This window comes from Singulisphaera photorubra (assembly GCF_045290345.1).
GTDB lineage: Bacteria > Planctomycetota > Planctomycetia > Isosphaerales > Isosphaeraceae > Singulisphaera.
The window spans coordinates 6,952,560-6,966,554 of the sequence record NZ_CP155447.1 but is presented as its reverse complement, the minus strand read 5'-3'; the positions used below and the strand labels follow the sequence as shown (position 1 = coordinate 6,966,554).

9 protein-coding genes and 1 pseudogene are annotated in these 13,995 nt (G+C 63.0%); 3 read left to right on the top strand and 7 right to left on the bottom strand.

Features of this window, described 5'->3' with window-relative positions; genetic code table 11:
- Positions 1-282: 282 nt before the first annotated feature.
- Positions 283-1,746, top strand: a complete 1,464-nt coding sequence (locus tag V5E97_RS26130) for a leucine-rich repeat domain-containing protein (protein WP_406694523.1) — start codon at positions 283-285, stop codon at positions 1,744-1,746.
- 678 nt (positions 1,747-2,424) lie between these two features.
- On the opposite strand, the gene V5E97_RS26125 is transcribed toward V5E97_RS26130, so the two are convergent.
- The gene (locus V5E97_RS26125; protein ID WP_406694522.1) at positions 2,425-3,399 is read right to left on the bottom strand and encodes a hypothetical protein; all 975 of its coding nucleotides are present in this window, start codon (positions 3,397-3,399) and stop codon (positions 2,425-2,427) included.
- Positions 3,400-3,803: 404 nt separating this feature from the next.
- The gene (locus V5E97_RS26120) at positions 3,804-5,051 is read right to left on the bottom strand and encodes a serine hydrolase domain-containing protein (RefSeq protein WP_406694521.1); all 1,248 of its coding nucleotides are present in this window, start codon (positions 5,049-5,051) and stop codon (positions 3,804-3,806) included.
- 234 nt (positions 5,052-5,285) lie between these two features.
- On the opposite strand from V5E97_RS26120, the gene V5E97_RS26115 reads away from it, so the two are divergent.
- Positions 5,286-6,851, top strand: coding sequence for a hypothetical protein (locus tag V5E97_RS26115; RefSeq protein ID WP_406694520.1), 1,566 nt, complete (start codon positions 5,286-5,288; stop codon positions 6,849-6,851).
- A gap of 12 nt (positions 6,852-6,863) precedes the next feature.
- On the opposite strand, the gene V5E97_RS26110 is transcribed toward V5E97_RS26115, so the two are convergent.
- The 5 genes and pseudogenes from V5E97_RS26110 to V5E97_RS26090 form a co-directional block, all read right to left on the bottom strand.
- The gene (locus V5E97_RS26110; protein ID WP_406694519.1) at positions 6,864-7,796 is read right to left on the bottom strand and encodes a macrolide 2'-phosphotransferase; all 933 of its coding nucleotides are present in this window, start codon (positions 7,794-7,796) and stop codon (positions 6,864-6,866) included.
- Positions 7,797-7,936: 140 nt separating this feature from the next.
- Positions 7,937-9,787, bottom strand: a complete 1,851-nt coding sequence (locus V5E97_RS26105; protein ID WP_406694518.1) for an ABC-2 transporter permease — start codon at positions 9,785-9,787, stop codon at positions 7,937-7,939.
- A gap of 331 nt (positions 9,788-10,118) precedes the next feature.
- Positions 10,119-10,553, bottom strand: a pseudogene (locus V5E97_RS26100) (ATP-binding cassette domain-containing protein); the annotation flags it as partial.
- A 150-nt stretch (positions 10,554-10,703) separates the two neighbouring features.
- On the bottom strand, positions 10,704-11,513 hold the full coding sequence (locus V5E97_RS26095) for an SDR family NAD(P)-dependent oxidoreductase (protein ID WP_406694517.1): 810 nt from the start codon (positions 11,511-11,513) through the stop codon (positions 10,704-10,706).
- Positions 11,510-12,733 (bottom strand): Gfo/Idh/MocA family protein, encoded by a 1,224-nt coding sequence (locus tag V5E97_RS26090; protein WP_406694516.1) that lies wholly within the window; start codon positions 12,731-12,733, stop codon positions 11,510-11,512. Before V5E97_RS26090 ends, V5E97_RS26095 begins: the two co-directional genes overlap by 4 nt.
- Positions 12,734-13,170: 437 nt before the next feature.
- Between V5E97_RS26090 and V5E97_RS26085 the strand changes: the two genes are divergently transcribed.
- A complete protein-coding gene (locus V5E97_RS26085; RefSeq protein WP_406694515.1) occupies positions 13,171-13,995 on the top strand; it encodes a ThuA domain-containing protein in 825 nt (274 codons plus the stop codon).

Here is a 13,995-nt window from a genome sequence, read left to right as displayed (position 1 = left end):
CTCGCATCCGCTCCCCGCACCGTGCCAGTGATTCGCCCGACTCGCCGTCGCCCTCAACCGGCGGTCCACACCCCGACTCTCCCTGCTGTTCCTCGGCGCCGTCTTGGCCCGTGGCCGCAGAGTCAAAGGTGCCTGGCCCAAGTCTCCCCCCCCAAGGATGGCCGTTATCCCCGTCTCCTTTTTTTTCTTTCTGACAATTGTCATTGTTTGCGGCTCCCGGTCGGGTTAGGATCGCCTGAAAGTCCGGTTGCGGATCTTGATTCGCCTGGAGACGCCGTGGCCATGCCGACCCCATCCGAAAGCCGTGTGACGGTGAGCGGCAAGCCCTCGAAGGCGGTTGAATTGCTCCGCAAGCGGCTCCGCATGAGTCTGGGCGCGATGATGATTGTCATCTTCGGGATCGGGGGCGTGCTCGGCTGGGTCGCTCACCGCGCCCACGTCCAGCGCGACGCCGTCGCGGCGATCACGACGCCCCGTCGGAGCACGCGAGGCAAGGTCTACTATGATTGGCAATTCGTAGCCGGCAAGTTCGACGAGGAGAGCAAGCCGCGAGGGTCGAGATGGCTGCGTGATGCGCTCGGCCCCGACGTGTTCGACACGGTGGTCATCGTCACGATTGAAGGCGACAACGTGGACGACGAATTCCTGGAGAGTGTCGGGAAGCTCCACGGCGTCGAGAAGGTCGACATCGTGGGGCACGCCGCCCCTGACTTGACGCCCGCCGGGATGGCCCAACTCTGCACCCTCCCTCGCCTGAAAACGCTGAACGTGCCGGGGGTCGCGATTCCTCGCGGGTTCGTGACCGGCCTGGCAGGAAGGACCGGGCTTCGCGACCTCTGGTTGCCGCAGGCCGCCGTTACGGACGACGAGATGGCGATCATCGGCGGCTTCACCGACCTGGAATTCCTGCAACTTGACGGAAGCAACGTCACCGACCGGGGCTTCGCCCATGTGGCGAACCTGAAGAAGTTGACCATTCTGGACATGCCGGGTGTCCGCATCACGGACCTCTCTCCGGTCGCTGATCTCGTGCAACTCGATCTCCTCGTCCTCGCCTCGGCCAGGGCCACTCCCACGCGGTCCGTCCCCAGCCCCGGTGGCCCGCCGAGCCTGGAGCCACTCCGCCGCCTGACGAAGCTCACGCAGCTCATCCTGGGGCCCACGCGGATCGAGGATCGAGACTTAGCGGTCGTCGTCGGGCTCCCCAAGCTCAACAACCTTCAGATCGGGGCGAGGGAGATCACGGAAGCCGGTCTGGCCCGGCTCGCCGAATCTCGGAGCCTGACCTGTCTCGGACTCACGGACACGTCGATCACGGACTTGCGGCCTCTCTCCCCGCGCCTCCATGCGATCTCGACCCTCTGGATGGAGAACTCCCATCTCACCGACGCCGGGCTCGCGCCCCTGCCGAGGGGGATTCGACTCACGGACCTGACCATTGCGGGTTCGAAGATGACCGACGCGGGACTTGATCATCTCGCCTCCCTGACTTCCCTCTGGAGGTTACGGCTCGATCGGTCCGCGATCACTGATGCGGGGCTTGCCCGCCTGAAACATCTCAAGTCGCTGGAGACCTTGTCGCTCACCGAGACCAAGCTGACGGATTCCTCGGTCGAGACGTTGGCGGGATTCCAGTCCCTCAAAAGCCTCAACCTCGACCGGTCGGGGATCAGCCCGGCGGGTATCGAGAGACTGAAGCAGGCCCTCCGGAAAGCTCGGATCTCGTCGGCCAGGATGCCCGATTGACACTCCCCACGCCGGAAGGCGGGGGATTCTCAGTTCAACGTGGACCGCCTTCAAAGCGAAGGTCTTACACCCACTCCCTGAGCGTTTGGAGGCCGAAGCCTCCCGTTCCTGTGTGCCCCACAGTACGTATCTGGCGAAGACGCCTCACGACGTTTCCGACAGCGACAAGTTGAGGAGTGCTTGGTTCTCGCACCCCAGACGCTTTCTGTTCCTTCAAAGTTTTACGCCGGGAAGGACTTTCTCCCGGCAACCGGCAACTCTGAGTTGTCAAAGAGCGGTCCCCAAAGGGACGATTCAAGTATCTGAAGGATCTATTCAATCGTCAAGCAGACTCATGCCTTATATCCCCATGACTGAAGTCGGGGGCTTTACGGCTAATTTTGGTAATCGAGGCGGTATTCGGCCCGTCTCGAGGGCATGGGGTATGTGGGGCAATCGTGAGCCAGGCACCTCAACTGGAGAACCCTGGGGATTGGGGGCGGCTCGCTGGGATCGGTAGTCAGATGACTCGCTTTCCACCCGCGCCAAGATTTCCATCTCCTGGCGGCTCCTGCTTGCTTCTGAAGTGCCTGGCGGCTTGTGCTCGCTCTTATCCTCTCCCCTGGCCAAAGACCTGGACCCGCCGAACGAACTCGAGGCTGACGAGGCCCATGGGCTTTGGCTGCCAGCGGAGGCTGGTCATTTGGTGGGGATCGATTGCCATGCACCTTTCTTCAAAGCAACTCCCAGGCTTCCCTGTTGGGGAGCCTGGCCGCTGGGGTCTCCTTCCTCGGCTCTTGGCACCGGCTGCTGCTCGCTTGCCGCAACGGGGGGGCCAAGGCCCGAGGGGAGAACGATGGCCGCGGCTTCGCCCCGTTCGCCCGCCGAGCCGAAGCGTCGGCCGGGGAAGGCGGCTCGTGCCCGTGGTCGATTGTAGTGCAAGCATCTCCCATAGAAGCTGTCGATGACTTGCCCCGCCTCCGGGCGGTGGAAGGCGATCACCTCGATGATTTCTTCCCAACTGAGGCAGCGGATATCGACGCGCCGCCAGGTCGGTTCGAACCATTCGCGAAACCAGGTGTCGCGCTCCCCGGCGTAGTCTTCGACCCGGCGGCGGACCTTGCGGCGGATGGCTTCGGGCGCGGCATCCCAGGCAAAGACGCCATCTTCGACCCGGGCCTGGGGAGCGAGGATCAGCAGGGCGAGGTCGTCCATCGATTCCGCCGGGCGGCCGGCGCGGCGGAGGACCTCGGCGATGCAGGCCACGCTGCGAGCCGCCTGGTCGAAATAGGGCGCGTTCCTGACCCCCGTGGAGAGGCGGGCAAAGAGTTTGGCCTCGATGACGACAAGCTGGGATGCGTCGGGCTGGAGAGTGAGCCCTGCCGTGCCGGGGTCACCGATGGTGAAGTGTCCGAGCACGCCGTCAGCGTGCGAACGCGCCTCGGCCAGCCGATCGCCGCGGTAGCGGGGAAGGAAGGCCGAGGGGAGCCAGGACTCGGAGAACCAGCGGGCTCCGGGCCGTGGAGAGAGCGGATAGCGATCGCCGCCGTGGTGCGCGAACCAGTCGAGGATAATGCGCAGCAGCCAGCCCTCGCTGAACAGGACGGACGGCGGGAAGACCGGCTGCCCGGTTTCGCACGCTTCGAGCATGGCCTTGATCCGCTCCGTGATCATCGTCTCGCTCCGTCCGACTCTCCGCTATCCACATCCACATCCACCTCCTGCGTTGAGGATCGCGAGCGGGCATTGCCCGACTTGATCTCAGTCCGCCGGGAGGCGTCTGGCCAGATCGATCATGGTCTGTCGAGGAATGAGGCAGAAGTCTCCCGGTCCGCCGCATCGACAGTCCCTAACTTAGAATTCTATCAGCGTCGGCATGTGAGCATCAGCTGCGCTTTTGTCGATCCTTTTGGGCAGCCCCGGGCTCTACCACTCGGCTGGCGGTGGCCGCGACCAACGTCCCTGATTTGGCTGCCGACGCCGCCTGGGTCGCCCGAACTCGGGCGCGGCTGGTCCGTTTCCATGGAGACCAGGGCAATCGGATCGCGTTTTGCCGAGAGTCGTGTCGTAACCCCCGCTCATTTTTCGATCGCGTCATTGACCCCCATGTGGAACACCCGGTTGGCTTCCCCTTGGTCGGTTGGGAGCATCTGGGTCATGGTGATCCCAAGAAGGTCGTGTCGGGGGTCGACCCAAAAGTGGGTTGAGTAGACGCCCCCCCAGTAGTAACGGACCAGCACGCTGTCCTGTCCGTCCGGGCCAGGCTCGAGGAGTAGGCCAAGGCCCAGCCCGTACTTTCTGCCGCCGAAGGCCGAGTGCTCGCCGATCTGATTCGTCGTCATCGCCGCGACCGTCTCGGGCTTGAGAATGCGCCTCCCGTCCAACTCGCCGCCGTTGAGGAGCATCTGGGCGAACCGACTGTAATCCCGCGCGGTCGAGAACAGGCCGCTACCCCCGGAGAAGTAGGTCTCAGAGCCGTACGTCCTTGCGATCGGTGTCAGCGTTCCGTCGTCTTCTGCCTGATAGATCGTGGCCATTCGTTCCCATTTTGCGTCGGGGACGGAGAATGATGTGTCGTGCATGTCGAGGGGGCCGAGGATTGTGGACCGCAAGTAGTCCGCGAAGCTCTGCCCGGTCGACGCCTCGACCAGGCGACCGAGCACGTCGTGGCTATACCCATACGTCCAACCTTCGCCGGGTTGGTGCGCGAGCGGGACCTGCGCCAGCCGGTTGACTAACTCGGCGATCGTCTTCTGACCCTGCTCATGCACCTTGGCCTTGGCGTAGCTCCGCCCGAGGCGGTCGCCGCCCGCCGTCAATGCGCCGTAGGCGAAACCGGCGGTCTGCGACAGCAGGTCACGCACCGTGACCGACCGCTTCACGGGGACGGTAGCCACTGCTTCCTTGGTGTCTTGTTGAGGGTCGCCCAGCACACGTAACGCCTTGAGCTCGGGCAAGAACTTCTCGACCGGGTCGTCGAGCCCGATCACCCCGTCATCGACGAGTCTCAGGACCGCGGCGCAGGTGACCGGCTTGGTCATCGACGCGATCGCGAAGATTGTGTCCTCGGTCATGGGCGTCTTGGCTGCCAGGTCGCGGTAGCCGAACGGAATGACGCAGGCCACCTTGCCGTGACGTGCGGCCAGGGTGACTCCGCCGGAAATCTTCCCTTCGTCGACGAGCTTCTGAAGCGCAGGCTTCAGATCCGCCAGCTTCGCGGCCGAGAACCCAACGGCCTCCGGTTCCGTCTTCGGCAGCTCTCCGGCATGCACCTGGGGGAGTGCGATCAAGATCGTCAATGCGATGCATGGAGGTAGGCGAATCATCAATCGGTCCTTAATCGGTGTGGTGTTCCGCAAGGCACCGATGTCGGCACGACCCAGCCCATCGGTTGGATAAAACGTATCGGAACCCGCCCTCGGCGGAAAGCCTCTGATTCGAAGCCTCTTTATTGTGTGAACCGGCGGTCGCTCGTGTGGGACCATACGGAGCGTTACAATCTCGGGGCAATACGTTTCCGATTGAACATCACCAGGCCATTGGAATCAAGGCGACAATTCATGATGAATTTTGTTGAAATCAATGGGTTCCTTGGGACGAGCCGGTGGCAAGTTCGCAACCGGATTCCGCTAGCCCTTCTTATGGCGACACTGGGGGGCCTCGGATTCCCTCCCCCCGGCGCTGCGGCGGCCGCTCAGCTCAGGGCGGGCGTTGCGAAAGTGGACATCACGAATCGGGAGGCCGGGCCAGTCAATGACCCGTTGTATGTCAAAGCCCTGGTCTTGAAGGATGACGCCACGACGGCCGTGATGATTACCGTGGACGCCGTGGCGATTGGCGAGATCGGTCACATCAAGAACGACTATCTCGCCAAGGTGCGTTCGCGCCTCGAGAAGGAACTCGGGATCAAGCCCGAGAGCGTCCTGGTCAACGCCAGCCATTGTCATGGAGTCGTCTGTGCGGACGTTGACCAAAGGACTTTTCAGGCGGTGAAGGAAGCCACGGAGAACCTGGTTCCCGTCAACGTCGGGGCCGGTGCAGGCCATGAGAATCGGATCATGGAGAACCGCAGGCTCAAGCTGAAAAACGGCAAGGAGATGGACGTCCGGCATGCGTACTCGCTGCCGCCGGATGAAGTGGTTGCCCAGGTCGGCCCGGTGGATCCGGAAATCGGGATCCTTCGGCTCGATCGCAACGACGGGCGGACCTTGGCGGTCGTCTACAACTTCGCGTGTCACCCGATCCAGGGGGTTCCGAGCGGCGGAAACACCGCCGATCTCACCGGTTTTGCGTCCCAAGTGATCGAGGACAATTTGAGCGAGGGGACGATCGCCCTGTTTTTGCAGGGGTGCGGCGGCGACATCAACCCAATTTCGTATAAAGATGTCAACAGTCCGAGAAATGCGGAGCCGCTGGGAAATATGCTGGGGTTAAGCACGTTGCAGGCCTTGAAAAAGGTGCGGACCAAAAGCGACGACCGGCTCAAAGTCATCCATGAGACCGTCAGTTTGCCCCGAGCCGATGTCGCCGAACGGATTCGCTCGATGGAGCTCGAACAGCAAAAGATGCTTCAGTCCTTGCAAGGCACGAGCCTGAACTTGAAGACGTTTATCCCGTTGGCCGTGAAGTACAACCTGTCCAGCGAATTTCCGTCGTATAGCTCGCACCGGTATATGCTCGAGAAAATGCTGAATCGGGACGACCTGGCCAAGCTCGATGCCGAGAATCGTCGCAACATGAAGGCGTACGTTGACAATATCTACCTGATGGAACAGCTCACCAGGACGCAAACGAACCTGGCCTTGTTGCGGAAACATCAGGCGGCCAACGTGGCCTCGGGAAGCCGAACGATCGACGTCGAGATGCTGGGGGTGAGGGTCGGTGATTTCGTCTTGGTCACGTCTCCAGGAGAACTGACTGTACAGATCGGGCTCAACCTCAAGAAGAGGGCGCCCCATGACCTTGCATTCGTGGCGGGTTATACCAATGGGTATATCTATTATGCGCCCACGGCGGAACAGCTCAAGAACGTGGGGGGAGCGCAGGAAGATAGCGACTGCATCCTCGCACCGGCATGGCAGCAGATCTTCGAGGATCGCGCATTGGCGTTATTCAAGAAGCTGTGAGAGGGCCAACCGTCAGGTCGCTGGCGAAGTGCTCTCGCCGTCGACCCCGAGCTGGCCCTTGATCGCAGCGAGATGCTCGTCCTGGCCGCTGATGAGCGCGAACAGGGCGTACTTGATGGGGAAGGCGGCGAGTCTTTCGTTGACGTGGTGGCGGATCCCCGGCCAGGTCCGGCCGCCGGCCGCTTCGTACTCGTCGAGCAGACGCGCAAGGCCAGACTCGCCGAACCCCATGAGGTGGAAGATGAAGTCGATGGCGGGGTCGCTCACCTCGGCCTCGGTCCAGTCCAGCACGCCCGTCGCCTGGGACGTTTCGTCGACAAGGACGTGGCCGACATGGAGGTCGCCGTGGACCAGGGTCGTGAACGGGGGCCACGACGCGTCGTCATCGAGCCAGGTTCGCCAGCGTTGCCAGAGGGTTTCGCCGATGCCAAGCTCACGCTTCACCCGGTCGAGATCGTCGGCAAAGGCACGCCGGGCCTGCTCCGGCGAGGAGACCTTGAGGCCGGCCGCGCCGGCCTCGGCGGGATCGATGCCATGGAGCGCGGCGAGGGTACGGGCGAAGCTCTCCACGAAGGCGGGGTTGTCCTTGTCGATGTTCCAGGTGGGCTCCTTGGTCGCCGGATCGACGGTCACGGCGGTCGTGCCGGCCAGGCGCGGATAGGCGATCAAGTCGGGCGCGACGACCCGCCAGTCGGGGACTTCGACCGGGAGCCGGCCCTTGAGGAGCGCGAGGACCCGGGCCTCGTTTTCGGCCCGCGGCCAGACGTCAGGCCGGCGAGGGATCCGGAGGACCCAGTCCGTACCCTCCGCGTCGCTCATGAACGCCGCGCGGAAATCGAGACCGAGGTCGTTCCACTCGATCTCGCCAACCGGCTCAAGGCCATGGCGGCGCGCGAGCGCCGCGATGATCTCCTGGTCGGATCCTCTGACTTCAGGCGTCACCATCAGCGCCTTCCTCCCACGCTCAGTCTCTCGAAAACACGAGATTCGGCGATCAACCGCTGTCGCTGACGACACAATGCCCCGCGCTGGTTCGCGGATCCATTGGTTGATTTTTCTCAGGAGCGGTCTTCGCTCGAACTGTGTCAACGCGCCCGGTTGGTCACGGTCTCCAGAATGAGCTGCTCTCGCGTTTGGAAGAGTCGCCCGAGCCACCCCAACGCAACCCGGTAAAACAAGATGACCACCGCGCATTCCGCCAGAGCCAACACCAGGAAGACCGGGGCGTTCTGCGTCCAGCCGAGGAATTTCGACAAGGCCTCGGCGCCCAGCGGCAAGAGCGTCGGCGCCTGGGTAAGCGGGAAGAAAACCATGAACATGAGCAGTTGCAAAAGCACGATGCTCAGCTTCGGACTCGATGGCTTCAGAGAACCCGCGGCAATGTAAATCGGCGTATAAATTGAGAGCAGGTTCGTGAACAGGCAGAAGAGTAGGAACATCGAGATGAACTGCGGGACGATCGCCAGGAAGTGGTCCCACCGCATCGGGCAAAGCACCTGCACCGCCACCAACAGGATCGCGCTCATGCCCAAGGTGATTGGGGCGAAAGCCAGATTCTTGCCGAACAGGATATCCCGCCGAGGTGCTGCACTGAGCACGAAGACGCGAAAACCGTCGCGGTCGAACCCGAATTGATTCCCCGCCAGTTGGAGCATGCCGAGAAGCACGAAGAGCATCCCCCCGATGGCGATCAGCGGTCGAAACGGCTCCGGAGTCGCGTGCCGTTGATTCCAGAGCATGGAGCCGAAGATGACGCCTGTGATCAGTGGGGTCAGCAACACCATTTTCGCTTCGGGCGACCGCAGAAGTGAGCGAAAGCCCCCAAGCGCGATGGCCGAGACCGGTTCCGTCAAACCGGGAAGACGGGCTTCGAGCAGCAAGGGACCCCGCTCTCGGGTGCTCCCCAGCGGTGCGGTCGTGGGCTCGGGCGCCGGCCGACCTTTTCGGTTGGTGGGCTCCCCTTGATAGAGCGAGATCGTGGTGCGGTAGGCTCGCCAGAGGCTGACGGCTCCAATCAGCGTCATTCCCAGCAGCCCCAAGATCGACGGCAGGACTCGGCCCTCCGCCGCGGACATCACGCCCAGTGGCAGCCAGCCGACGGGCAAGACCATGTTCAGGAGGCGGGCCGTTTTCTCTCCGAGATCCTTGCTTTCGCGGGAGAACTGCTCATTGGCAAGTTTATGTTTTTTGAGGACGTCCACCTGACGAGCCAGGTATTCCTGAGCCTCGAATTCCTTCGCTTTGAAAGAACGGTCCAGCTTGCCTAGCTCTTTCGACAAGTCCGCGGACCGATTCGCTTGCTGCTGGACGCCCCAGGGGGAGAGAAGGTTGATCAGGTTCGGCAATTGAAAGAACAGAATGAAGAGCGTGGTCGCGGTCATGATCACCGCCCGGCGGCGGCGGGGGTTGCTCATCAGCGAGGCCAGCCAGCCCTGGAACTGGTAGGTCAGGGCGGTGATCATCAACAAAAAGGCGGCCAATAACGGCAGGACGGGCAGGAGCGAGATCCCCTTGACATAGACCAGCGCCAGGCTGAACCCGAACATCACCGGTGCGAACAGGATCAGACTGAGACGCATCAGCGAGCTCAGATAGTTGATCAGGAACGCCCCATTGGCCGAGACTGGCAAGTGGAGGAATTTCGAGAGGGACAACGGATCGCTTCTCTGTAACTCCATCAGAAGCCCGACGCTCCAGGTGATCAGAAAGGCGACGATCACTCCGTCCCACGCGTACAACAACTGAATCGGTGTGGCCCGGGGAATCAGGTACGTCCCGAAGATGAAGCAGGTGATGAAGGCGGGGATCGCCGTGACCAGCGCACCGATCATCACGACCATCATCACCAAGGCGTTGAGGGCACCAGCGCGGCGGTACTCGTTGGCCAGCAATCGCCAGCGGAGCCAGACGAAGGCCTGCAAGTGTTGCCAGTTCACGAGGTTGCCTCCTCGAGCCAGTTGAGCTTGCGAGTTGCTTCTTGATCGGCACCTGCCTTTTGCAGAAAGGACGCTTCCAGCGAGGCCCCTGGCGGATCGTGTCCAGCGACGCCTGCTCGACCAGTTCGCCTTTGACGATGATGCCGACATGGGTGCAGAGGCGCTCGACGATTTCCAGGACGTGCGAGGTCAGGAAGACCGTCGAGCCGCGGGCGACAAACCCCGCGAGCAAGTCGCGGATCACCCGCGAGGTGACCGCGTCGACCCCCTCGAATGGCTCGTCGAGGAACAGCAAGTCGGGGTTCGGCAGGAGCGCGGCGGCCATGGCCAGCTTCTTCTTCATGCCGTGAGAGTATTCCAGCGTGAGCTTCTTTTCCTCGTTCTGGAGGTCCAGGAGCGAGAGCAATTCCTCGCTCCGGCTTCGGATCGTGTCTCGAGGCATCAGGTGGATCCGGCCGACGAAGGTGAGATATTCTCGCGCGGTCAGATTGTCAAACAGGGCCAGGTCTTCGGGGATCACCCCCATGTGCCGCTTCGCTTCCAGCGCCTCGTTCGGGTCGAGCATGTTCCGGCCCAGCACCCTGATTTGGCCGCTGGAAGGGGCGAGTAATCCCGTCAACATCTTGATGGTTGTCGACTTCCCCGCCCCATTGGGCCCAAGAAACCCGTAGAAAGTCCCGCGTTCGACAGCCAATTCAATACCGTTGACGGCACAGGAGTTATTGAAAAAGCGGGACAACTGATGCGTTTCGATCGCCAAGGTCATAGACAGAGCTCGCCAAGGTTGTTTGTCGATGCTGACCTCGACGATAACAGAGCCCGACGCGCCAGGCTATCGGAGCCGCGTTGAATCCAAACCGGTGGCTCTCCGCGGGGGGACCCGGCTTGCTCTTGATCTCCGGCCCTTGCCCTTGGGCTATCGGAGATCGGCATCCTTGGGGAAATTCGCGGTGCGGAATTCTTCGGGGAGCAAGGACCCGCTGAGCATGCCGCCGTCGACGAGCAGGGTGGCGCCGGTGATGTAATCCGAAGCGGGCGAGCAGAGAAAGAGGGCGGCGCCGACGACGTCGGCGGCGGTTCCCATCCGTCCCAACGGAATCGTGCTGTGCTGGCGTTCGCGTTCGACCAGGGCCTGGATGTTGGGTTCGCGGACGATTTCGGTGTCGATCGTACCAGGGGCGATCGCGTTGACCTGGATCTGGTGACGGGCGAGTTCCAGGGCCATTCCCTGGGTGAGCATTTTGACGCCTGCCTTGGAGACGCAGTAGTGGACCTTCTCCTCGCCCGCCGCCTCCGCGGCCTGCGAGGAGATGTTCAGGATCTTGCCGCCGGTCCCTTGGCGGACCATTTGCCGGGCGACGCATTGGCCGAAGAGAAAGTACCCTTTGAGATTCACCGCCAGGGTCCGATCCCAGAGTTCCTCACTCAGCTCGAGGAACGGGACGAACTCGCAGAACCCGGCGTTGTTGACCAGGATATCGATACGGCCGAATTCACGAGTGACGGCCTCGACGAACTGGTGAACGGCCGGGGCGTCGGCGACGTCGATGGCCGCCGCCATCGAACGCCGGCCGAGTGCCTGGATCGCGTCGGCGACCCCTTCGCCGGCCCATTCCGTGACCGCCACGTCGGCGCCCTCGCGCGCCAGGCCGAGCGCGATCGCCCGGCCGATGCCTCGCCGACTACCGGCGCCGGTGACGATCGCGACTTTTCCTTCGAGCGTCATGAGCGGGTCTCGAACTGCTTCAGGTCGATCCGGGCATCCAACGCCTCACCTGATTTGAGCATCGCGTCCCAGGTGACTTCACGCCCTTGGTAGGCGGCCGTGCGCACCAGGATAGCGCTCAGCGCACTCTCCGCGCCCCGGAAGGCCTCGTTGCGGAGGTTTCCCGTGCGGATGTCCTCAATGAACGCTCGGTACTTGTTGGCCTCGGCGTCGGTGATGATCTCGTTGGCTCCCGAATCCCAAGGGGCCGCGCCGAAGATCTTGACCCCGCCGCTGTAGTGGGACTCGGAGACGCCTCGCGTCCCGAAGAATCGCTCGCCCGCGTCGCCGAGGCTGGGGGGGAACTGGGTCGAATGGAAGTTCACCACGACGTCGTTGGGATAAGTGAGCGCGCCGACGTAGTGGTCCCAGACGTCGCCGAAGTCGGTACGTGCCTTGCGCCCGCCCTTGGCGAACGCCGAGATCGGGTGCCCCTTGAGGATCCAGTTGATCTTGTCGATGCCGTGCACGTTCTGCTCGACGATGATGTCGCCGGAGAGGACGCGGTCTCCCGTCCATCGCCTGATTCGGGCCTCGTCGGGGCCGACGTTGGCAGGGGCGACGAGTCCGCCGCCGCCAAAGTAGAAGAACGACTGTGCAGTCACGATCTCGCCGATCGCCCCCGCGTGGATTCGCCTGGCCATCTCCTGCATGGCCGAGGCCCAGGGGACCTGCATCCCGACGTGGAAGACGATTTTGCCCTCGAACCGCTTCGCCAACTCGATCACTCGCAAGCAGCCGGGGACATCGACGGCGACCGGCTTCTCGCAGTAGATATGCCGGCCGGTCCCCGCGATCATCTCGAGCACGGTCGGATAGAAATAAGGGGTGATCGCGATCAGGACGGCGTCGAGGTCGCTCTCCGCAAGTCGGAGCGCGGACTGCGGGCCGTGGTAGAGCCGGTCGGGCGCGACCGGGGGCAGGCCCTTCGCCTTGAGCGTCTTGTCGAGGGTCGGCCGGATCTTTTCGACCTTGTCCTCGAAGAGGTCGGCGAGCGCGACGAGCTGCCCCCCAGCCTGGGTGATCAGGCCCGCGGCGTCGTGCGGGCCTCGGTTGCCGCACCCGATCAAGCCGAACCGGATCGGCCTGTCGGCCGCCGCGACGACTGAGGATCCCGCGGCGACGGCCAGGCCCGTGCCGACGCTGCCCAGGAATTCTCTGCGATTCACAGGGGGTCTCATTCCGATGGCCCTTTCCTTCGTGCATGCGTGCGGGGGAGTCGGCGGAAGCCCACGTCAGGGTCGGCTATGTGATATGGCATCATCCCGCTGAGATGTCAAGAGTCTGCCCTCTCCTCTCCCCTCGGGTCTGATTTTTGTGGGGTGGGCACGGCCCACCAGGTTTCGCCTCCAAAAGGGGCAGGGCCTCACGCCTTGCAAAGCCGCCATTCAAACGAGAATGGTGTGCCGTGCCTTCCCCCTCCAAGACAGAGGCGACTGCGAATCGCGGAGGGGGGGTGGAATCGCTTTGGGGGCTGATATAACATCCGTATTCTGATGGCAAGGCCGCCTGGTCTTGGGGTTTGACTCCAACGGGTCCTCCCACGCCTGTCAAGCCACTGGTCAAAAGGCATGGTGGGGCGTGCCCATCCTACAAGACACTTTATGACGAGGTGACGATGAAGCGATTCCTCGTGGTGCTTCTGGCGACGTTCGTGCTGCCGACGATCGCCGGGCCGGCCCGAGCCGAGACGCCGGGCCGGGATCCGAAGAAGCTGCAAGTCCTGATCCTCACCGGTTACAACATGCACGACTGGCGGAAGATCACCGAGTCGCTCCGCGCGACCCTCGAGGCGACGGGGCGGTTCGAGGTCCGGGTGAACGAGGAGCCGGTCGGTTGCGACGAGAAGACGTTTGAAGGCTATGATGCGATCGTCCTCAACTTCACCAACCACGCTGGGGTTTTCGGGCCGGAATGGCCGGACAGCACCCGACACGCCCTCCTGAGCGTGCTCGATCGCGGCAAGGGGGTGGTGGCGTTCCATGCCGCCCTGAGTTCGCACCCGCGCTGGCCCGAATACGAAAAGTTGATCGGCGGCGCCTGGCGGCAAGGGGCGACCCACGCGCCCTACCACACCTTTCAGGTCGATCTGAAGGCGCCGGAACACCCGATTTTGAAGGGCTTGCCCCGCTCGTTCCTTCAGCACGACGAGGTGAACCAGCGGCTGACGATGCAGCCTGGGATCACGCTTCTCGCCACTGCTTACGACGATCCGAAGAACTGCACGAAGGGGGAAACGCCCCTCTGTGGGTCGGGCAAGGACGAGCCGATCATGTGGACGCTCCCCTATCGCAACGGACGTGTCTTCACGACGGCGCTCGGTCACGACTTGAAGTCGGTCGGTACCCCCGGCTTTGTCGCCACCTTTCAGCGCGGGGTGGAGTGGGCGGCGACCGGCAAGGTCACCATCCCACCCCCCGCCGAACTCAAGGCGGGAGATTGA

What these genes read in the sequence shown, in the direction of transcription:
- V5E97_RS26085 (WP_406694515.1), top strand. Translation starts at nt 13,171, where the DNA reads ATGAAGCGATTCCTCGTGGTGCTTCTGGCGACGTTCGTGCTGCCGACG.
- V5E97_RS26090 (WP_406694516.1), bottom strand. Translation starts at nt 12,733, where the DNA reads ATGAGACCCCCTGTGAATCGCAGAGAATTCCTGGGCAGCGTCGGCACG.
- V5E97_RS26125 (WP_406694522.1), bottom strand. Translation starts at nt 3,399, where the DNA reads ATGATCACGGAGCGGATCAAGGCCATGCTCGAAGCGTGCGAAACCGGG.
- V5E97_RS26120 (WP_406694521.1), bottom strand. Translation starts at nt 5,051, where the DNA reads ATGATTCGCCTACCTCCATGCATCGCATTGACGATCTTGATCGCACTC.
- V5E97_RS26115 (WP_406694520.1), top strand. Translation starts at nt 5,286, where the DNA reads ATGATGAATTTTGTTGAAATCAATGGGTTCCTTGGGACGAGCCGGTGG.
- V5E97_RS26130 (WP_406694523.1), top strand. Translation starts at nt 283, where the DNA reads ATGCCGACCCCATCCGAAAGCCGTGTGACGGTGAGCGGCAAGCCCTCG.
- V5E97_RS26110 (WP_406694519.1), bottom strand. Translation starts at nt 7,796, where the DNA reads ATGGTGACGCCTGAAGTCAGAGGATCCGACCAGGAGATCATCGCGGCG.
- V5E97_RS26095 (WP_406694517.1), bottom strand. Translation starts at nt 11,513, where the DNA reads ATGACGCTCGAAGGAAAAGTCGCGATCGTCACCGGCGCCGGTAGTCGG.